This is a genomic window from Pararhizobium sp. IMCC21322, from assembly GCF_030758295.1.
In the GTDB taxonomy this organism is placed as follows: Bacteria; Pseudomonadota; Alphaproteobacteria; order Rhizobiales.
In genome coordinates, this window is the sequence record NZ_CP132335.1 from 3,683,557 (window position 1) to 3,703,023 (window position 19,467).

At 52.2% G+C, this 19,467-nt stretch carries 21 protein-coding genes; 9 read left to right on the forward strand and 12 right to left on the reverse strand.

What is annotated here, in order from left to right; genetic code table 11:
- Positions 1-40: 40 nt before the first annotated feature.
- Positions 41-442 (reverse strand): rhodanese-like domain-containing protein, encoded by a 402-nt coding sequence (locus RAL91_RS17280; protein WP_371932433.1) that lies wholly within the window; start codon positions 440-442, stop codon positions 41-43.
- 764 nt (positions 443-1,206) lie between these two features.
- Positions 1,207-2,028 carry a phosphocholine cytidylyltransferase family protein gene (locus RAL91_RS17285; RefSeq protein WP_306257498.1) on the reverse strand — a complete coding sequence of 274 codons (822 nt, stop codon included), beginning with the start codon at positions 2,026-2,028 and terminating at the stop codon, positions 1,207-1,209.
- A gap of 885 nt (positions 2,029-2,913) precedes the next feature.
- Between RAL91_RS17285 and RAL91_RS17290 the strand changes: the two genes are divergently transcribed.
- The 6 genes from RAL91_RS17290 (at position 2,914) to RAL91_RS17315 (ending at position 7,369) form a co-directional block, all read left to right on the forward strand.
- On the forward strand, positions 2,914-3,057 hold the full coding sequence (locus RAL91_RS17290; protein WP_306257499.1) for a hypothetical protein: 144 nt from the start codon (positions 2,914-2,916) through the stop codon (positions 3,055-3,057).
- On the forward strand, positions 3,054-3,788 hold the full coding sequence (locus tag RAL91_RS17295; RefSeq protein WP_306257500.1) for a DUF599 domain-containing protein: 735 nt from the start codon (positions 3,054-3,056) through the stop codon (positions 3,786-3,788). Before RAL91_RS17290 ends, RAL91_RS17295 begins: the two co-directional genes overlap by 4 nt.
- Positions 3,766-4,026: a DUF3253 domain-containing protein gene (locus tag RAL91_RS17300; protein ID WP_306257501.1), complete on the forward strand. Its 261-nt coding sequence runs from the start codon at positions 3,766-3,768 to the stop codon at positions 4,024-4,026. The genes RAL91_RS17295 and RAL91_RS17300 overlap by 23 nt, the downstream gene beginning before the upstream one ends.
- 453 nt (positions 4,027-4,479) lie before the next feature.
- Complete coding sequence (locus RAL91_RS17305) at positions 4,480-5,427, forward strand: tripartite tricarboxylate transporter substrate binding protein (RefSeq protein WP_306257502.1); 948 nt, start codon at positions 4,480-4,482, stop codon at positions 5,425-5,427.
- A gap of 1 nt (position 5,428) precedes the next feature.
- A complete protein-coding gene (locus RAL91_RS17310; protein ID WP_306257503.1) occupies positions 5,429-5,887 on the forward strand; it encodes a hypothetical protein in 459 nt (152 codons plus the stop codon).
- A gap of 3 nt (positions 5,888-5,890) precedes the next feature.
- Entirely contained in the window at positions 5,891-7,369 is a 1,479-nt protein-coding gene (locus RAL91_RS17315) for a tripartite tricarboxylate transporter permease (RefSeq protein ID WP_306257504.1), read from the forward strand.
- Here RAL91_RS17315 and RAL91_RS17320 read toward each other — a convergent pair.
- A complete protein-coding gene (locus tag RAL91_RS17320) occupies positions 7,353-8,255 on the reverse strand; it encodes a LysR family transcriptional regulator (protein WP_306257505.1) in 903 nt (300 codons plus the stop codon). The two genes, RAL91_RS17315 and RAL91_RS17320, sit on opposite strands and share 17 nt — an antisense overlap.
- Positions 8,256-8,331: 76 nt before the next feature.
- Here RAL91_RS17320 and RAL91_RS17325 point away from each other — a divergent pair, with 76 nt between their 5' ends.
- Positions 8,332-9,126: a 5-oxoprolinase subunit PxpA gene (locus tag RAL91_RS17325; RefSeq protein WP_306257506.1), complete on the forward strand. Its 795-nt coding sequence runs from the start codon at positions 8,332-8,334 to the stop codon at positions 9,124-9,126.
- A gap of 89 nt (positions 9,127-9,215) precedes the next feature.
- Here the strand turns inward: RAL91_RS17325 and RAL91_RS17330 are convergent, their stop codons facing one another.
- Positions 9,216-9,827 carry an ATP-dependent Clp protease proteolytic subunit gene (locus RAL91_RS17330; protein ID WP_306257507.1) on the reverse strand — a complete coding sequence of 204 codons (612 nt, stop codon included), beginning with the start codon at positions 9,825-9,827 and terminating at the stop codon, positions 9,216-9,218.
- Between the two features lie 197 nt (positions 9,828-10,024).
- Here RAL91_RS17330 and RAL91_RS17335 point away from each other — a divergent pair, with 197 nt between their 5' ends.
- Together RAL91_RS17335 and fghA are read left to right on the forward strand one after the other, a co-directional pair.
- The gene (locus RAL91_RS17335; protein ID WP_306257508.1) at positions 10,025-11,134 is read left to right on the forward strand and encodes an S-(hydroxymethyl)glutathione dehydrogenase/class III alcohol dehydrogenase; all 1,110 of its coding nucleotides are present in this window, start codon (positions 10,025-10,027) and stop codon (positions 11,132-11,134) included.
- 17 nt (positions 11,135-11,151) lie between these two features.
- Positions 11,152-11,988 carry an S-formylglutathione hydrolase gene (gene fghA / locus RAL91_RS17340; protein ID WP_371932554.1) on the forward strand — a complete coding sequence of 279 codons (837 nt, stop codon included), beginning with the start codon at positions 11,152-11,154 and terminating at the stop codon, positions 11,986-11,988.
- Here fghA and RAL91_RS17345 read toward each other — a convergent pair.
- The 8 genes from RAL91_RS17345 to RAL91_RS17380 all read right to left on the reverse strand — a co-directional run bounded on the left by RAL91_RS17345 (position 11,978) and on the right by RAL91_RS17380 (position 19,439).
- The gene (locus RAL91_RS17345) at positions 11,978-12,682 is read right to left on the reverse strand and encodes a hypothetical protein (RefSeq protein ID WP_306257510.1); all 705 of its coding nucleotides are present in this window, start codon (positions 12,680-12,682) and stop codon (positions 11,978-11,980) included. The genes fghA and RAL91_RS17345 overlap by 11 nt on opposite strands.
- Before the next feature lie 177 nt (positions 12,683-12,859).
- On the reverse strand, positions 12,860-14,392 hold the full coding sequence (locus RAL91_RS17350) for an acyl-CoA carboxylase subunit beta (RefSeq protein ID WP_306257511.1): 1,533 nt from the start codon (positions 14,390-14,392) through the stop codon (positions 12,860-12,862).
- Positions 14,393-14,469: 77 nt separating this feature from the next.
- A complete protein-coding gene (locus RAL91_RS17355) occupies positions 14,470-15,246 on the reverse strand; it encodes an ATP12 family chaperone protein (RefSeq protein ID WP_306257512.1) in 777 nt (258 codons plus the stop codon).
- Positions 15,239-15,898, reverse strand: a complete 660-nt coding sequence (locus RAL91_RS17360) for an HAD-IA family hydrolase (protein ID WP_306257513.1) — start codon at positions 15,896-15,898, stop codon at positions 15,239-15,241. The genes RAL91_RS17355 and RAL91_RS17360 overlap by 8 nt, the downstream gene beginning before the upstream one ends.
- Before the next feature lie 3 nt (positions 15,899-15,901).
- Positions 15,902-16,909, reverse strand: coding sequence for an RluA family pseudouridine synthase (locus RAL91_RS17365; protein ID WP_306257514.1), 1,008 nt, complete (start codon positions 16,907-16,909; stop codon positions 15,902-15,904).
- Entirely contained in the window at positions 16,906-17,280 is a 375-nt protein-coding gene (gene crcB, locus RAL91_RS17370) for a fluoride efflux transporter CrcB (RefSeq protein ID WP_306257515.1), read from the reverse strand. The genes RAL91_RS17365 and crcB overlap by 4 nt, the downstream gene beginning before the upstream one ends.
- Positions 17,277-18,140 (reverse strand): hypothetical protein, encoded by an 864-nt coding sequence (locus RAL91_RS17375; RefSeq protein WP_306257516.1) that lies wholly within the window; start codon positions 18,138-18,140, stop codon positions 17,277-17,279. Before RAL91_RS17375 ends, crcB begins: the two co-directional genes overlap by 4 nt.
- Positions 18,141-19,439: a replication-associated recombination protein A gene (locus RAL91_RS17380; RefSeq protein ID WP_306262988.1), complete on the reverse strand. Its 1,299-nt coding sequence runs from the start codon at positions 19,437-19,439 to the stop codon at positions 18,141-18,143.
- Between the last annotated feature and the right edge of the window lie 28 nt (positions 19,440-19,467).

Here is a 19,467-nt window from a genome sequence, read left to right on the forward strand (position 1 = left end):
TGAAAGCCAAAACTTATCCACTGCACACTACAAACGGCGCTTAGCTCTTCTCCATATCAATCGGCAGGCCAGCTTCCGCCCAGGCCGTAAAGCCGCCACCCATGTGAGCAAGCCCTGTCATCCCCATATCCTGCAGAGTTTTCGTGGCAAGCGCGGAGCGCCATCCGGCAGCACAAAACAGCACAAAACTGTCATTCTGGCTGAAAACATCGCGATGATAGGGGCTTTCAGGGTCAGCCCAGAACTCAAGCATTCCGCGTGGTGCATGCACAGCGCCATTGATCCTGCCGGAGGCAGACAATTCTCTGACATCACGGATATCAATTAATACGGGTGGATTTTTGCCTGCTATGAGGTCCTGAACCTGTGACGGGGTCAGCGCTGTGATTTCAGCTTCCGCCTCAGCGACCAGATCAGCAACTGATTTGGTAAATATTTGCACGCGATACGGGCCTGGGTTAAATTCCTCGAGCCCAGAACCTAGTTCCTAAAGACTGATTTGATAAGAGTCTATTGTGCAGCAATAGCAGCAGGGTCAGAAACAGACTGAGTGCCATTATTACTCACAAGAAAAAACACCAGTAATACGCATGCAGAGACACCTAAGGTCCAACGTGCGGCGCCCCAACAAGACGCTCCATTCTGTTGATACATGTTTTGATCTTCTATTGAAAACAGGATCATCACGAACTCACACCAGCCCCCCAAGGACAGTGATTATTGCGATGCAGCACGTCATTTAGACTTTTTTAACTTTCGGCGCAAGGGGGATTTTTCAACACATGATTTCAAGTGTGAGTGAACAAATTATTAGGGGGCGGTTTGGCTGGAAGACAATAGACCATCTTGCAGCACACCGGAGCGCCGCGTGTTGCAACTTCCGTATTGAAGGTGCTGCAAGATGGTTTACGGGTTGATGGCAAGCCTTGATGTCTCGCCATCAAACAGACTGTTCTACTTCACCTTTTTGCGTGCGATCGTAAGATCAGGTTTTCCCGCAGTGGAATTTGCGGTAGCAGAAACTTTTGGCTTCTCCGCTTTGGGTTTTCGGCTCTCCTTGTTCCCGCGGATGTTGTTTCCTTTGCCCATATTCTGTCCTTCCAATATGCAATGATCGGGTGCCGGGATGGCGAAACGATAACTGCGGTTGTCCGCCGATTGCCTTATGAAAGGCGTGCAGCGGTTAGCGATATTGTATCCAATGGGTCAGCCTTGGTTGATGGCCTTGGCTGCGGCTTCGTCCAGGGCCAGTTGCTGTCCGCGCGAAACGGTCGTGATCGGGGATTGGAATTTGGCGTTTGCGGCGGCAAAATCTTCGGCTGTGTCAATCTCATTCCAATTTAACCCGCCAACATCAAGCGCGTGAAAAACAGTTCCCGCCGTCACCAATTGTGCATAGGCGGCCTCATAACAGTCCTGATGATGCGCCGGGATTTTCATTCTCTTAGCAAGTTCGGAAAACAGCAGCGATCCGGCCCGGGCACTGATCTTCTCTATGCCGATGGATTCACCGATAGCCGTCTTTGAATCTACAGATTTGCCAATTTCAAGCACGCGCATCTGATCGTCGGCAAGAACCTTCACCTCGTCGTTTTCCAATGCGGTATTTCGATCAATGCAAAGCACGTTTGGCAGATCACTATCCATGAGGAGGCGCAGGATTTTGACGTCAAACACTACATCGGCATCAAACTTGATGAATTCTGAGCCCCCGACTGCGGTGGATGCCAACATCAAAGAATAGGCCGTACCGGTATCTTGGTACATCTCATTGAAAACATAACTGATGCGGATGCCCCGAAAAGTCTTGCTGACGAATTGCCTGATCTGATCGTCTTGGTGCCCCAACACCAGAACAAATTGGGAAATACCGGAACTCAGGCAATTCCGGATTATCCGTTCAAGGATGGCAGACCCGCCAACAGACAGCAGGCCTTTAGGACAATCATCCGTCAGAGGGCTTAGGCGTGATCCAATGCCAGCCGCCAGAATGACAGCCTTGGGCGCGCGTTTGTTTTCTTCTGTCATTGTCGAATGTATCCCTTTGTTTGGCAGTCAATGACTGCGCTATTTCTGTGCGGGAAATTTTCGGTCGGCAGTGATAGTCATCCCCTGCTCCGCGGCCCGGTAGAGACCACAATTCAACTTGGAAAATACAGCCCCACCAGCCAGGGCTTCTGCCGCATCATTCAGAAATTGAACGCTTGTGACCAAAAACCAGGAAACGCCCCATGATGAAGATCGGTCACAAATGTTGTGACCCGCATAAGCCAGGAATTAGCGTTAAGAGGCAAGAATTAGCGTTAAGTGGAATGTCACGCTGAGCCCGATCACAATCAGAGGTCGCAAAACGGCCAAGCCCAGATTCATATATTGTGACGTTGAATTTTGACAGGTTCAATTGAGAACCAATTGAGACAATTCAAACTTCAAGATTTAAATTGAACCACAAAATCTCTGGCGCTTCACGCGTCGAATATCCTTGCAAGGGTAAGGGTCCGCCCCCTCAATAGCAAGGGCTAAGTGTTTTCGCTGCTTGTTTGCACAACCGGGAGTGGTGTGAATTAACCGCCGAGAGCAGGCCTAAACTGGAAGCTTTTTCCTTCGGTATTTCTGCTTTTGGTGTCTGGCCGCAAGGTATGTGTGTGCGGCAGTCGGGGTATGGCGCCAAATCAGTCACTTGACAGTTTCACAATTTTTACCAGTGTTCTTCTTAGCCATGACAGCTTGTACTTTGGGACACCGGGGCATCTCCGACGGATGAATTTGTTCGTGTTTTTCTACTTATGATAGTTATTGCGATTTCGTTGTTTGCTGCCGGTTGGGTTTTCTGTGCCTCTCTGCTTGATCATTCAAAGATTGCGGAATGCCGTTCACCTGTAAGCGCAGCCGTGGCTTCTCTGGCCAGAGAAAATGCAGCGAACACTTGGTGCGTATAATTTTACCGGCAAATGGGCACCAATCACGCCAAGTGACAGTTTCACACAGAATATTGCACTGCACACAAGCGAAGACAGCTTGTGTTTTGCGGCTTCGGGCGGCATCTTCGCCCGATGAACATATTGCCTCAACTCCCCTTCATGGATGTCATCGCCATCTCCTGGTTTGCAACTGCCTGGGTCGTCTATGCCTATTTGCTTGACCATTCGAAGATCGCTGAAAAAACGCTGTCTGCAGCGATGGATAAACAGCGTGAATTATGGATGAAGACAATGCTGCAACGCGAGTTGCGCATTGTGGACACGTCTATCATGGCTGGCCTGCAACAGGGCACGGCATTCTTTGCCTCGACATCCATTTTTGCCATTGGTGGCACCTTTGCCCTGCTGAATGGTGCTGAAGAGGTGCTGGCGATTTTCAGTCACCTGCCCTACGCCATTGAAATGACCCGGGCAGAATGGGAAACCAAGATACTGGGCATGCTGTTGGTCTATGCCTATGCCTTCTTCAAATTCGGCTGGGCTTACCGCCTGTTCAACTATGCCTCAATGCTGGTCGGTGCCGTACCTGCCAAGGAACACGCCGGAACAGAATATGCCAAGACGGCCGTCCAAAGCGCTGCTGAAATGACGATCCTCGCCGGCATTCACTTCAACCGCGGTTTGCGCGCCTTCTTTTTCGCCATGGGCTTCCTCGGCTGGTTCCTGGGTCCGGAAGTCTTCATAATCTCAACAACTCTTGTGCTGCTGGTTTTGTTGCGAAGGCAGTTCTATTCCGCTTCGCGCCGTGCAGCCTTCACAAGCCTTCGGGCAAGCGAGTCATTTTATGGACCAGAACAATCTGATTGACGCCAAAATTCTGGAATTGATTGAACAGCGTGGTGCCGACAAGACAATTTGCCCATCAGAAGTGGCCCGCGCATTGGCAGGCAGTGATGAAAAGAAATGGCGCTTGTTGATGAAGCCCATCAGGACCAGAGCGGTTTTGCTCGCCGAACAGCAGGAAGTTGCCATCAGGCGCAAGGGCAAGCTGGTTGATCCCCAAAATTTCAAAGGGGTTTACCGACTTGGCAACTTCTCCAAGTGACGTGCCCGTCTATTATGGCATTGCACCATACACGCCTGTCAGATTGCAGTTTGGGCGCATCTCATCATGCATGAAACAAGCTTTGATTACCCCAATAGAAAGCGTTTGATACTCAAATGCTTTCCTTGCCGATCTGGGAGATCGTCGGGCGGGCAAATACGTTCAAGGGATCACACGCCATTCGCATCCCTTGATGATCTGGTCAGCTGAGTGCCTGCCTGACATGATGCAAGCGACACGATAAATTTTGAACACAACAACCTGATCTGGTTTCTGTGCCAACATGAAAAACTCATCAATTCATACGAAAAAACCAGCGAAAAATAACCAAAACCGCTCAATTCCGGGATTTCGTAAATGCATGAAATGCATATCAGACGCCCATAAATATGCATTGGACGTCATGCAATGCATGAGTGACACTAAATTCAGGATAATAGAGGAAGTGAGATCATGAAAAGTTACAAACGATTTTCAAAATTTGGTGTGTTCCTTTGTGCCGGGGCAGCAGTTGCAGTAACAGCTGGCACTGCGTTCGCTGAGTTTCCAGAACGAAGTGTAAAAATAACTGTTGGTTTTGGGCCTGGCGGCGGCGTGGACACAATTACAAGAGCCGCTTCAGATGCTCTTTCTGAATCTCTCGGACAGTCGGTTGTCGTCGACAACCAGCCCGGTGCCGGTGGCGCACTTGCATTGACTGCTCTTCTTGCAAAACCAGCTGACGGATACGAACTGGCCGCGGCAATCACGACCACGGTTTCCTTTGATCCGCACACGACCGATCTGGCCTATGATATTGACTCGTTCGACTATATCGGAGCTTTCGGCGTATTTCCCGAGGCAATTGTTGCCCTTCCATCAAAGGGTTGGGACAGTTTCTCAGACATTATTGCTGCAGCGAAAGGAGACCCTGACGGATTGAACTACGCATCAACAACTTCGCTTGATCGCGTTATCATGGCATCCATCGCGAAACAGGAAGGTGTCACAATAAAGCCGGTTCCGACCAAGGGTGGCGCAGAAGCCGTCGCCCAAACGCTCGGTGGACATGTGGATTTTGCTTACAGTTCGGGCACCTATTATGCTCAGGCAAAAGCGGGTGATCTTGCGGTAATGGCCGGTCTTGGCCAGGATCCTATCCCCGGTTTTGAGGATGCACCGACCCTGTCAAGCCTTGGCTATGACATTTCAAGCGTCAACATGGTTGTGTATGTTGCACCAGCAGGGCTGGACGACGAGACCAAAACAATCCTTGTGAATGCATTCAAGGCGGCTGCGGAATCAGAGACAGTCCTTGAAATTCTGGCTGGCAGAAATATGGGTAGTTTTATTTTGACCGGTGACGAATTTGAAGCGCAAATCCGCGCGCAGAGCGATCAATTCAAAGCAGCGCTTGAATAGGATGAAACCTGGCAACGGTCCAGAGCGAATTGGGTCTGAACGAAAGTTCAGGCCCATTTGCGAATTTGCAATTGTTTTTTCCCTTGGCTTGATCTGCCTCACTGTCATCATCCCCGGTGGCACACAGGAAAGCGACAACTTTGGTTTGTCACCAAGAATGGTCCCCGTTGCGACCATTGTCATTATCCTCTGCTTCGCGGTGATCGGGCTGCTCATTAATCTGACTCGGCCCACAAAGTCTGCCGTACCAGCCAGTGACGGGTTGGCTGGTGTACTGCTTCTCTGCGCCGCGACACTGACAGGAGCGTGGGCAATTCATCAATTTGAGCTGTTGGCAGGAGGAACGATCCTGGTCTTTCTGACTGCGCTGGCGGTTGGGATGCGGAATGTCCTGTATCTTTCACTCATGGTCGGAGCAGCTCTGTTGTTGCTGTCTTTCATAAAATGGGCGGGACTCTGAACTTTGGAAACATTCCTTCAGGGGGCAGCTGATGCACTCCAGTTTTCATCAGTCATCGCGGTCATTGGTGGTATCTTTCTTGGCTATGTCGTGGGTGTTCTTCCCGGCCTGAGCAGGCCCGCTGCATTATCGGTTGCGGTTCCAATTACCTATGCAATGTCACCGATAGCCGCAATTGCTTTTCTTGTGGGTGTCACAAAAGCAAGCGCAGCGGGCGGTGCAACCGGTGCAATCCTGTTGAACACCCCCGGCGAACCAAGTTCAGCTGCGACAACATTCGACGGCCATCCCCTGGCCAAAAAGGGCGAAGCGACGCGCGCGTTGAAGGTCGCTCTGTATGCATCTGTTTTCGGCGATCTGGTTGCCACCGTCGTACTGATCCTCCTGGCCGCGCCACTCGCGAGTTTTGCCCTGAAGATGGGGCCAGTCGAAATGGTCTCTGTCATGATATTTGCGCTTACATTCATTGCAGCTCTGTCTGGATCATCGCTGACGCGTGGCGTCATTTCAGGTGTTTTCGGTTTGTTTCTGGCAACCATCGGACTTGATCCGGAAAGTGCGACCCCACGCATGACATTTGGAATGATCGAGCTGTTTGATGGCATTCCTCTGATCGCCGCGACAGTCGGCATGTTGGCTTTCACAGAAATGATGGTTCAAACACAAACCATGTTTGCTCAACGCAAATCTGGTGCAAGTGCCACCCGATTTGCGCCAGAGACCAACAAACGCTTGAGCCGGGCCGACATATTTCGTGTTTTTCCGGTTACCTTGCGCGCAACCGGGATTGGAATAGGTGCAGGTATTTTGCCCGGTCTGGGTCCAACCATCGGTGCATTTCTATCCTACGCCATTAACAAGCGCATGGCCAAACCGGGCGACTGCTATGGCGAAGGTGACCTGAAAGGGGTGGCAGCAACTGAAGCCGCCGACAACGCCGTCCTGCCGGCCAGCCTGATCCCCCTGTTTGCCATCGGCTTGCCCGGAAGTGTCTCTGCCGCTATTCTGGTCTCGGCATTCATGCTCCACGGCGTTCAGCCTGGGCCACTGGTGTTTGAACAACATCCCCGCCTGATCTACGGCATTTATGTCTCGATGATTGTAGCCAGCTTTGTGATGCTTATCGTTGGACGCCTTGGTCTGACCCTGTTTGCCAAAGCAACGCGCCTGCCGCTGATAGTGATCATTCCTTTCGTAATACTCTTTTGCGTTGTGGGAACCTATCTTCAGAGGGATACGATTTTCCCTGTACTCGCCATGCTGACGCTGGGCGGAGTTGGATTTGTCATGCAGCGCTATGGCTATTCGGTCATCACATTCCTGATCGGGTTCGTGATTGGGCCGCTGTTTGAACTGTCTTTGCGGCAAGCCCTGATCGTGACAAACCATTCAATTTCGCAGATTGCGCAACATCCCATCGCAATGGTGTTTCTGGCAGCATCCGTCTTCGCCGTTTTTTTCTTTATCAAACGAAAAGCTTAGCCTCCTGTTCGCAGATTTGAGCAAGTACACTCACAAATCCGCTCATGCTTTTGGGTTGATAGCGTTTTGGGTTCCAAAGAGCAGAGACTTCAGCGGAAGTATGACACAGACCGGAATGTATCGGCACGACATTCTCACCATGGAAAAAATCCCGTGCTGAAGACGAGACGATAGCTATACCATGCCCGTCACGGGCAAGCGCCCTGAGGGTGTGAGTGCTGTCGCTTTCAAGAACAATTTCAGGTCTGACCCCGTGTGCAAGAGCGGCCTGTTCAAACAGGTGCCGTGTCAGAAATCCACGCCGCATAATCAATAATGGCGTATCCGCTACATCTTCAATGGTAATTGAGGTCCGGTTCCGCAAATTATGGTCGGGTGGCAGAACCGCAAGCAATTGCGCATCAAACAAATGCTGTCCGGCAACCAGATGGTTGATGCCCAGATTGGCAACGACAAGATGGGCTGCACCATGCTCAACCATTTCGATCAGCTTGTCATTATTGCCTTCGTTCACAACAAATCTCACGCTGGGATTTTGGCCCCGAAATTGCGCCATTGCGGGCGAAAGCAACCAGGCGGTTGTCTGTGGTGATGCCCCTATGCGAAGTGTGCCACCACCCAGATCTCCCTGATTTGACGCCCGGTAGGCCAAATCAGACGCTCGTTCCAGAAGCTCTTTCGCCTGTTCAGCCAAATCAAAGCCTTCTGCAGTCAGTACCAATCGTTTTCCAACACGATGGAACAGATCGACACCCAATTTGCGCTCCAACGCCTGAATCTGCCGTGAAAGCGCTGGCTGGCTCAGGTTCACTTCGTGAGCGGCATTGGTGATGTTCAGGCGGGCGGCAACCACGACGAAATTTCGAAGTTCTCTCAGTTCAAGCATTAAACCCATCCATGCACGTGTCGCATATAAACGACGATTGTAGATGCATTGGACACACAAGCCAACGGGATAGACAATGCTGACAATGAATGCTTCAACAAAAAGACTCTGCCTTGATGCAGATATGGGTGAGAGCTTTGGTGTCTATCGCCACGGCAACGATGCAGAGCTGATTCCGCTTATAACATCGGCAAATATCGCTTGCGGGATGCATGCGGGCGACCCAAGTGTGATGGCCCGAACCGTAGAGTTGGCGATTGCCCATGGAACATGCATCGGGGCTCATCCCGGATTCAACGATATTTGGGGGTTTGGTCGCCGTGAGATGAATATGCCGACCAAAGACATCGAATACCTTGTGACCTACCAGATAGGGGCATTGCAGGCCATTGCGGGCGCAAAAGGTGCGACTGTTGACTATGTCAAGCCTCACGGGGCGCTGAACAACATGGCGCATTATGATCCGGAAATTGCCTCCGCAATAGCACGCGGCATCCGAGCTGCCGATCGAAATCTGATCTTTGTCGCGAACTGTCTTTCAGAAATGGTGACCTCTGGGCAAGATCAAGGCCTGCGAGTGATCCATGAGGCCTATTGTGACCGGCAGTATCTGCCAAATGGCTGTTTGATGCCCCGTGCCATGAAAAATGCTGTGATTAGTGATCCCGGGATTGCCGTGGAACGCACGCTTTTGATGCTGGAAAGACAGGAATTGGAAGCTTTTGACGGTACGAAACTAACCACCCCCATTGAGACATTCTGCATTCATGGGGATGAGAGTTCAGCGCTCCCAATTGCAAAAGCAATTCGCAAAAGCTGCGAGAAGAACAACATCCCGACCGCCACGATTGCGGACATGGCAAGACCATAACCAAGGCCATAGGTCCTTAATGTAGCTGCACAAATGCAAAGCGCCCAATGATGCATGTTTCGCTCACTGGGCGCGGATCAGTTCAATGCCTATTTAATATCAGCTTCAGTCTGTACGATTTGACCGGCAAGACCGTAATCAATCGCTTCCTGCGCGCTCATCCAGTAATCCCGGTCAGTGTCTTCCTCGATCTGCTCGATCTTCTGGCCGGTCGCATCCGCAAACATTTTATTGAGTCGGTCACGCATCTTGATGATTTCACGGGCCTGAATTTCAATATCACTGGCAGCACCACCGGCTCCACCGGATGGTTGATGCAGCAAAAAGCGCGTATTCGTTGTCGCGAAGCGGTTTTCTTTTGGCACTGACACATAAATCAGGGCACCGGCACTCGCGACCCAACCAGTCCCCAGGATATTCACTTTCGGTTTGATGAAGCGGATCATGTCATGGATCATGTCGCCGGACTCCACATGTCCTCCGGGCGAAGAGACAATGACGAGAATTGGATCATCTGAAGCCTGTGCCAAAGCCAGCAGGCGCGCTGAAACGTCCCGCGCCATCTCCTGTGAGACCTGGCCGGTAATCAGAACTGTGCGGGCCTCAAACAAATGTTTGTCAACAGAAGGCGACTTTTCCTTGTCATCTTCGTTCTTCGTGTCGTCATCATCCAGTCGGGCAGGTATTTTGGCGTGGGTCATCTGGCGGTTCCGTTCTAAAGGCGAGGAAATTCTTTTGTCCGATATGGCACTTGGGTGGCATGGAAACAAGTGAAAGATCGTTCAACCGTCCCGCAGGCCAACAAACCACCAACTTGTCATCATGCAGGTTACAAAACCATTGCACCCACGTTCCAGCCGTGTAGTTTTACAAAAAATGTAACGCTTAGGATGAAACAATGGATGTAAAAGCAGCTGTCGCCTTCGAAGCAGGCAAACCTTTGGAAGTCACAACGGTTCAGTTGGAAGGTCCGCGGGCCGGCGAAGTGCTGGTCGAGATCAAAGCCACCGGCATCTGCCATACAGATGAATTCACAAGATCCGGCGATGATCCAGAAGGAATTTTCCCGGCGATATTGGGGCACGAGGGCGCTGGCGTGGTGGTTGAAGTTGGTGCCGGCGTCACGTCTTTGAAGCCAGGCGACCATGTCATTCCTCTTTACACACCGGAATGTCGTGAGTGCGAGTATTGCCTTCATCCCAAGACCAATCTTTGCCAATCCATCCGCACAACACAGGGTCAGGGCCTGATGCCGGATGGAACATCGCGCTTCTCCATCGATGGCACGCCAATCATGCATTATATGGGCACCTCAACATTCGCCAATTACACGGTGGTGCCTGAAATCGCGCTGGCAAAAGTACGTGAAGACGCACCATTTGAATCCATTTGCTATATTGGCTGCGGCGTCACCACCGGTATAGGCGCTGTTATCAATACGGCCAAGGTGGAGCCAGGCTCCAATTGCGTGGTTTTCGGCCTTGGCGGCATTGGCCTGAACGTCATTCAGGGGTGCAGGCTGGCCGGTGCCAACATGATTGTTGGCGTCGATATGAACAACAGCAAGAAGGAATGGGGCGAGAAATTCGGCATGACCCATTTCGTCAATCCCAAAGAAGCCGGAGATGATCTTGTATCCCATCTGGTGGATCTGACAGGCGGCGGGGCTGACTATTCATTTGAATGCATCGGCAACACAAATGTCATGCGACAGGCCCTGGAATGCTGCCACAAGGGCTGGGGCGAATCCATCATCATCGGCGTTGCCGGTGCCGGACAGGAAATCTCAACACGGCCTTTCCAGCTAGTCACCGGACGTTCATGGAGAGGCACCGCATTCGGCGGCGCACGCGGGCGCACGGATGTGCCAAAAATTGTCGACTGGTACATGGATGGCAAAATTCAGATTGATCCAATGATCACTCATACGATGCCCCTTGAAGACATCAACAAGGGCTTTGATTTGATGCATTCTGGAGAATCCATCCGCAGCGTTGTCCTCTATTAGGAAACACCATGCCCGATATTAAACTGATTGAAGAGCGCCGCGCACACGGCGGCGCTCAGCGCGTCTACAGCCATTGGAGCGATGCGTGCCAATGCACCATGACCTTCGCAGTCTTCCTGCCACCGCAAGCGCTGGATGGCCAACCATGCCCGACCCTGACGTTTCTGTCCGGCCTCACCTGCAGCCATGCCAATGTCATGGAGAAAGGTGAATACCGGGCATCAGCAGCGCATCACGGCATTATAATCATCTGTCCGGACACCAGCCCGCGCGGTGATGATGTTCCAGATGAAGATGTCTATTATTCCGGCAAGGGTGCGAGCTACTATTTGAATGCCACACAGCCGCCCTATGCCACACACTACAATATGGAACGCTACATTACCGATGAGCTGCCGAACCTCATCTCTGAGCATTTTGCCACAAGCGATTCAAAAGACTCAATCTTCGGCCATTCAATGGGCGGACACGGCGCCCTGACGCTGGCGCTCAAGCATCCTGCGCTCTATCGGTCAGTCTCGGCATTTGCACCCATATGCAATCCCATGAACAGCCCATGGGGCACACACGCTTTTTCGGAATATCTCGGCGCGGACCGGAATTCCTGGCGTTCATCGGATACAGTCGCACTGATAGAGGATGGCCACCGTGTTGAAGACATCCTGGTTGATCAGGGTCTGGGCGATGAATTTCTGGAAAACCAGTTAAAGCCGGACGCCTTGCAAGCCGCCTGCGCATCGGCGGGAATTCCCCTCACCCTGCGACAGCATGAAGGCTATGACCACTCCTATTATTTCATTTCAAGCTTCATGAAAGACCACATTGATTGGCACGCAGAGCGGCTCACCCGCTAGGGTGTTTGTGTCTTTCCAGGCATAAAACAAAATAGATATAAAGGCCGATAAACAGGAACATATAAAGTTCCTGCACTTCGCTGTGGCGAATGCTGCCAATATGTGCCTCCAGGCTATCCAGACCAAGCCGTTCGGGTAACCGGGACACGACAACCAGAATGCTTGTTGGAAGGAACAGAACTGTTGGCGCATAGGCACGCAGCCCGGCAGGTACAAACCGCATGAAGAGGTTTGGAAAAATCGGCAGCAACAAACCACCCAAAATAATAGCCAACTCCAGAATAACCCTCGGTTTTTCGTTAAACCAGGAGCTGATATTATGCAGATTTGTCTCCTGCTGTTTGTTCACTTCCAGAAACACACCATCGGCTTCCCAGCCAAACAAATGTTGCCCGTAACTGGCTTCTTCCAGCGCAATGTAAAGACAAACGAGGGCGGAGAATATTGCGAACGCAATTCCCAGTTTGTTTTTCTGTTTCCAGAACCAGTAGAGCAGCCGCAGTGCTAATAGAAAGCCTGCAAGACCAAGGACGATATGCAGCAATTCAACAAGGCCATCTTCGCCAGTCGCAACGGCCCTGTACAATGACGGACTCGTTGCCGCAACGAACAGAATAATGAGGTATGAAACCAGCGGAATCCAGATGTAAAACAGACTGACAAACAAAGAGATTTTCAAAGGATGTGCGCGCATTGAGCCAGCCGAAACGGTAAAAAATGTATTTAACCGGCTACCCGCTCAATTGCAATAAGGTCAAGGCACCCGCCTGTCGAGCCGCGACTCTATCCCGATCTGTTCATAGTAGCGCAAAATGCGGCAAATATCAGTAGATCCTTAGTCCGCCTGACGTCAAAAAGGCGGGAGAGCTGCTTACAGCGGAATATTGTCGTGTTTTTTCCACGGATTTTCCAGTTGCTTGCCGCGCAACAGCTTTAGCGCACGGGACACGCGCCGACGCGTGGAATGCGGCATGATGACATCATCAATGTAGCCCCGTTCAGCCGCCACAAATGGCGACAGAAACCGGTCTTCATATTTACGGGTGTGCTCAGCAATACGTTCAGCATCCGCAATATCCTTGCGGAAGATGATTTCGACGGCACCCTTGGCACCCATGACGGCAATTTCGGCACTGGGCCAGGCATAATTCACGTCGCCGCGCAAATGTTTGGAGGCCATCACGTCATAAGCGCCGCCATAGGCCTTGCGCGTTATAATCGTGATTTTTGGAACCGTGGCCTCGGCATAGGCAAATAACAGCTTTGCCCCATGCTTGATCAGCCCGCCATATTCCTGAGCGGTTCCCGGCAAAAAGCCCGGCACATCAACAAAGGTAACAATGGGAATGTTGAAACAATCGCAGAACCGCACGAACCGCGCGGCCTTGCGGCTGGCATCACTGTCCAGCACACCCGCAAGAACCATGGGCTGATTGGCTACGATTCCAACAGACCGCCCTTCCATACGGGCAAATCCGACAACAATGTTGGCGGCGTGCTTTTCCTGCACCTCAAAGAAATCCGCATCATCAACTGTTTTGGTAATGAGTTCCTTCACGTCATAGGGCTTGTTCGCATTATCGGGAAGCAGCGTGTCCAGCGACAGCTCGAGCCGGTCCGGATCATCCTGCAAGGGCAATTCGGGCAATTCGGCTGTGTTGCTGGCAGGCAAAAAATCCACCAGACGCCGTATTTCCAGCAACGCCTCCACATCATTGTCAAAGGCTCCATCCGCAATGGATGATTTTGTGGTGTGAATCGATGCACCGCCCAATTGTTCTGCGCTCACGGTCTCATTGGTAACGGTTTTCACCACATCGGGACCGGTCACGAACATATAGCTGGTGTCGCGCACCATATAGATAAAATCAGTCATGGCAGGCGAATACACATCCCCGCCGGCACATGGCCCCATGATCACTGAAATTTGGGGAATGACGCCGGATGCCAGCACATTCCGCTGAAACACTTCGCCGTAGCCGGCAAGTGCCGCAACGCCTTCCTGAATGCGGGCACCACCAGCGTCAAACAGGCCGATAATAGGCGTTCTGTTTTTCAGCGCCATATCCTGAATTTTGGTGATTTTCTGCGCGTGTGTTTCCGACAGTGACCCACCGAAAACTGTAAAGTCCTTGGCAAAGACAAAAATGGGACGGCCATTGACCGTGCCCCAACCGGTCACCACGCCATCTCCGGCAATTTTGCTGTCTTCCATGCCAAAATCTGTACAGCGGTGTTGCACGAACATGTCGTACTCTTCGAAGGACCCCTCATCCAGAAGCACTTCAAGACGTTCGCGTGCTGTCAGCTTTCCTTTGGCGTGCTGTGCGTCGATGCGCCGTTGACCACCACCAAGCCGCGTAATTTCGCGACGGGCTTCCAGTTCAGCCAATACAGATGTCATGAATATCCCGCTCTCGTCTCGTCACTGCCTCAATTATCAAAAGCAATACCATGCAAGACGACAGTCAGAGAAGATAATCATTCGTCGGATAAGGCCGCTGCCGCCATATGGGCGACATCAAACTCGTTTCTGCGGTACATCCGTCTGGCCTGAGCTTCCTCGTCGGAGCCCCACTGGGAAACATTCCAGTCTTCATCCACATGAGCTGCCTGCCAGGCCGCATCAACCGAAAGAACATTTTTTGCTACAGCCAGTGCAATTAAAACCGATCCGGCAATGGATGTCATGACCTGCAAACCGGCCAGACATAATGGATCTTTTTTGTAGGCACTGATCAGCTCAGAGATGCGCGCGACGCTATCTTCTGGCTGTTCCACATACATAATCCCTTCGGCCAATAAAAACCGGGCCTGATGCCGCGTTTTGAAATGATCCAGAAGCGGGTCCCAGTGCTGGCTCTGCAACGCAACAAGCTCTTCGGGTTGCCCGGCCCTGTAGAACAGAAGATCGGTTTTCGCGAAGTTGGAAACTTCCTCGGCAACAGGATCAAGCGCAATCGCCACGCCGTCAATTGCCGAATTCGCCAATCGCGTAAACGGCATCGTAGCAGGGTTGATACTGTCTTTTTGAGCGTTCCAGTCTTTTGCCAGTCCATTGGCGAACGCTTCATTTTTGACAGCAAGCGGATTTTTGCCGGGCGTTCGCGCCGAACGGCCATCCAGCAAAAGATGATACGCTCCATCGCGCTCTGCCATTGTCGCTTCCTTGTAGAAGCGTTTCGGCAATTGTGGCGCCGAATGCACTTGAGCGCGTTTAACCGGGTCTGTCTCTATTGGATCCAAAGTATCAGCCATTTAGTCCAGTCAGCAAAAAGTTACGAAGGTCAGGAAAGCTGTCAAACAAATGACTTGCGCCAGCCTGCTTCAACGCTGGTTGATCATGATAGCCCCAGGTCACTCCCAGAGCTGTAATTGAGGCGTTTCGCGCCATTTGCATATCAAAGCTGGTATCGCCGATCAATGTGGTGACACTGGCGTCCAAACCGGTTTCATTCAAAGCCTGATGAATCATCGCCGGATTGGGTTTGGACGGTGAATTGTCAGATGTCTGTATGGTTACAAACCGGTCCTGCAGATCATGCAGCTCCAAAAGCGCATCCACGCCGCGTCGGGACTTGCCCGTTGCGATGCCAAGCAGAACATCATCTTGCGCAGCCAAAGCCTCGATACAGTCCTTGGCCCCATCGTAAAGTGGTTCGTGATAATCGGGGTTGCCACGCAATTCAAAAAAGCTCTTTCGATAGGCCGCAACCATATCTTCAATCGGATGCTCTGCATCCGTCAGATCAGCCATGGCCTCATGCAGCGAGCGACCAACGATCGACAAGGTCCGCTCACGGGACGGTGGCTGTAAATTGACGGCAGTGAAAGCGCGCTCCATGGCAGCTACAATCATGTGCTGGCTATCGACCAGAGTTCCGTCACAATCGAACAAAATCAGCCGCATGGGTTAGAATTCATCCTCTTCCAGCATTCCGTTTTGTTCATCAAATCCAAGCAGATTGAAGGTTTGCTTGATGTGTGGGGACAATGGCGCTGTGATGTCGAGGACCGGAATGCCCAAATGTGGCGCAGGGTGCGGAATGATAATGCGCTGGGCATGCAAATGAAGCCGCTTCTGAATTCCGTTCGGAAGCTCCCAATTTTCAATATCAAAATATTTCGGGTCACCAATAATGGGCGTTCCGATGTATTGCGTATGAATGCGCAACTGATGCGTTCGGCCTGTCACCGGCTTCAGTTCCAGCCAGGACAGCCGATCACCCGCCTTCTCAATCACCCGGTAATTGGTCACGGCATGATCAGCATCGGGCTCTCCGTGACGCGCAATGCGCATCCGGTCGCCATCTTCGGTCGCCTCTTTGAGCAGATGCGTGGAAATCCGCGCCTCATTTGGGCGTGGAACGCCTTTCACGATAGCCCAATAGGTTTTCTTCGTATCACGATGACGAAAGGACTCCGCCATGGCTTTGGCCGCGGCACGTGTCTTGGCAATCAGCAGCACCCCCGTCGTGTCCCTGTCGAGGCGATGCACCAGACGCGGCTTTTGTCCCTTTTTATCCCGAAACGCTTCCAGCATCCCGTCAACGTGGCGGTTGATGCCGGAACCGCCCTGCACCGCAAGGCCGAAGGGCTTGTTCAGCACCATGACGTGCTTGTCATCATGCAGAATGAGAGAGCGCAGAAACGTCGCGTCATCTTCCCGCCAGGCAGCTTTGGACTGGCCCAACGCCTGATCAGGAGCGGCTGCACCAGTAAGCGGTGGAATACGCACCATCTGACCTGCCAGAAGCCGGGTAGAGCTCTTCACCCGCCCTCCTTCGACGCGAACCTGCCCTGAGCGCAGCAATTTTTGCAACTGGCCGAAACCAACGCCTGGAAAATGCGTTTTGAACCACCGGTCGAGACGCATATCAGCCTCGTCAGCATCTACTTTTTTCATTTGAACAGCGTTCATGCAAAAGCCCTTATCAGCCTGGCGCCCGCAAGCACCGCTACGAAACACACAAGCAGCTTGCCGATCATATAAAGCGCGGCAATACCGCCCTCCCCACGTTCCCAAAGATGAAGCGTTTCAAGTGAAAATGCCGAATAGGTCGTGAAACCACCAAGCAGACCCGTCAGCAGGAACAGGCGCATTTCGTCAGAGCTGCCCTTCAGCAACAGAAAACTCGCCGCAGCCCCCATAAGAAATGAACCAACAACATTCACAAACAAGGTCGGCCACGGATAAACGCCTCCGACCATTCGGACAATCAGTAAACCGGCCCCATAGCGCAAGGACGCTCCCAATGCGCCTCCCAGCGCGACTGCAAGAAAGCCCGTCATGACGGTAAAACGCCGAAAATCCAGCCTTCCTTATGTGCTACTGGCACCTTGGGCGGGTAAGAAAACAAATCGGGATTATATGATAAGGCCCTCAGCGCCGCAGCAGAAATCACCGCATCTGCTTCGTCCTGAATGCTCATCTCTGGCGGGCTGCCGGAATGAAAATAGGCAAGTGTGTTCGCAATGGTCGCACGATCATAAGCGCGCTTCATTCCGGCCATCTGGTAGAACAGACTGGGATAAATTTCGCACAGAACCACATTCGCGTTGTCAATCGGATCAAATGGCCAGATTGCAATTCGGGGATCATTGACAGAGCGCAACGTGTGAAACATGCGCATTCCGGCAAAGGATCCAGGGCCGACCTGCTTGGCCCCCATGCAATGATAGATACTAGCCGGTTTGGGTGAGAGCTGACGCTCTGTCTCGCGAAAACGATCAAACCGGAATTCCGGACCCCGATACCGATCGCACAAAATGTAAGGCGCAAAGTCGGAGCTCAGATTGCGGATCGCGGGTCCTGCATAATAATGTGCGTCACCCGAGCAGATCGATTCAACCAGCGCCCACAACTCTTCGACCGATTCGACCTGTTGGCGATTTTCCGGCAAGGGCCCTTCATCCGGCCAGGGAACAGAAAAACAGAAATCCATTCCAACCAGAGTACGCTGGTCAGCACGTGCCAGTTTGCTCAAGAGGTTCTTGATAACCACCCGACCCCAATTCTTGGCATCTGGCAGCCGCAAAAGAACAGGCCCCGTATCTGACTGGCTATCCAGATAGGCAATCTGAATTCCACGCTGGCGCTCACCCATAGCGCCAGACCAGTCAATAGCCAAAAACCTGTCAAACCGGTTCATTCAGTCCTCGTCGTCTTCCTGTTGTGTGCGGTCCTGCCGCAGTTTGTTCCAGTAGTCCAGCCGTTTTTGAAGGTCTCTTTCAAATCCGCGCGGCACCGGTTGATAAAATTGTTCACCCTGCAATGCATCAGGAAGGTAGGCCTGCCCGGAAAAGGCATCTGGCTGATCATGATCATACAGATATCCGCCACCATAGCCCTCTTCTTTCATCAGCTTGGTGGGGGCGTTCAGAATTTGCTTGGGCGGCATCAGCGAGCCATTGGCCTTCGCCGTCTTCATGGCCAATTTAAAGGCCGTATAGACCGCATTCGACTTGGGTGCTGTCGCAAGATAGATCACGGCCTGGGCCAAGGCCAGCTCACCTTCAGGACTGCCGAGAAATTTAAACGAATCTCGCGCTGCAATGCATTGCGCCAAAGCCTGAGGATCGGCAAGCCCGATATCTTCCGATGCCATACGCACAAGCCGCCGCGCCAGAAAGAGCGGATCCTCTCCGGCATCCAGCATGCGGCACAGATAATAGAGCGATGCCTGCGGGTCAGAGCCGCGCACAGATTTATGCAGCGCCGAGATAAGGTTGTAGTGCCCGTCTTCGCTCTTGTCATAAATTGGGGCACGGCGCTGAAGCACAGTCTGCAGCATCGCCGCGTCAAACATCTCATCTGCGCCAGCCGCGCGCCAGACCTCCTCGGCAAGACTGAGAGCGGCACGGCCATCGCCATCAGCCATCCGTATCAGTGATGATCTGGCCTCTGCGTCCAGAGGCAATGTCTGATCAAGGAACCCTTCAGCGCGGATCAACATGGCACCAATGGCTGCATCATCCAGAGCTTTGAACACAAGAACCTGTGCGCGAGACAACACCGCTGAATTAAGCTCAAAAGACGGATTTTCGGTTGTCGCCCCAATGAGCGTAACCGTACCATCTTCCATAACCGGCAAGAACGCATCCTGCTGCGCCCGGTTGAAGCGATGAATCTCATCAACAAACAGAAGCGTGCCCTGACCGGTGCTCCGTTTGTGCCGAGCCGTTTCAAAAATCTTTTTCAAATCGGCAACGCCGGAAAAAATCGCCGACAACTGCACAAAGTGCAAATCCGTTTCATCTGCCAGCAAACGTGCGACGGTTGTTTTTCCGGTACCGGGAGGTCCCCAGAACACCAGCGATCCGACACGCCCGCTACGCAGCATCCGTGTCAGCGTCCCTTCAGAACCTACAATGTGGTCCTGGCCAACAACATCGCCAAGGCTGGCTGGTCTCAACCGGTCGGCAAGAGGCCTTGGTGCATCCTCTCCCATTCCGGCCGCATCAAATAAGGACGACACA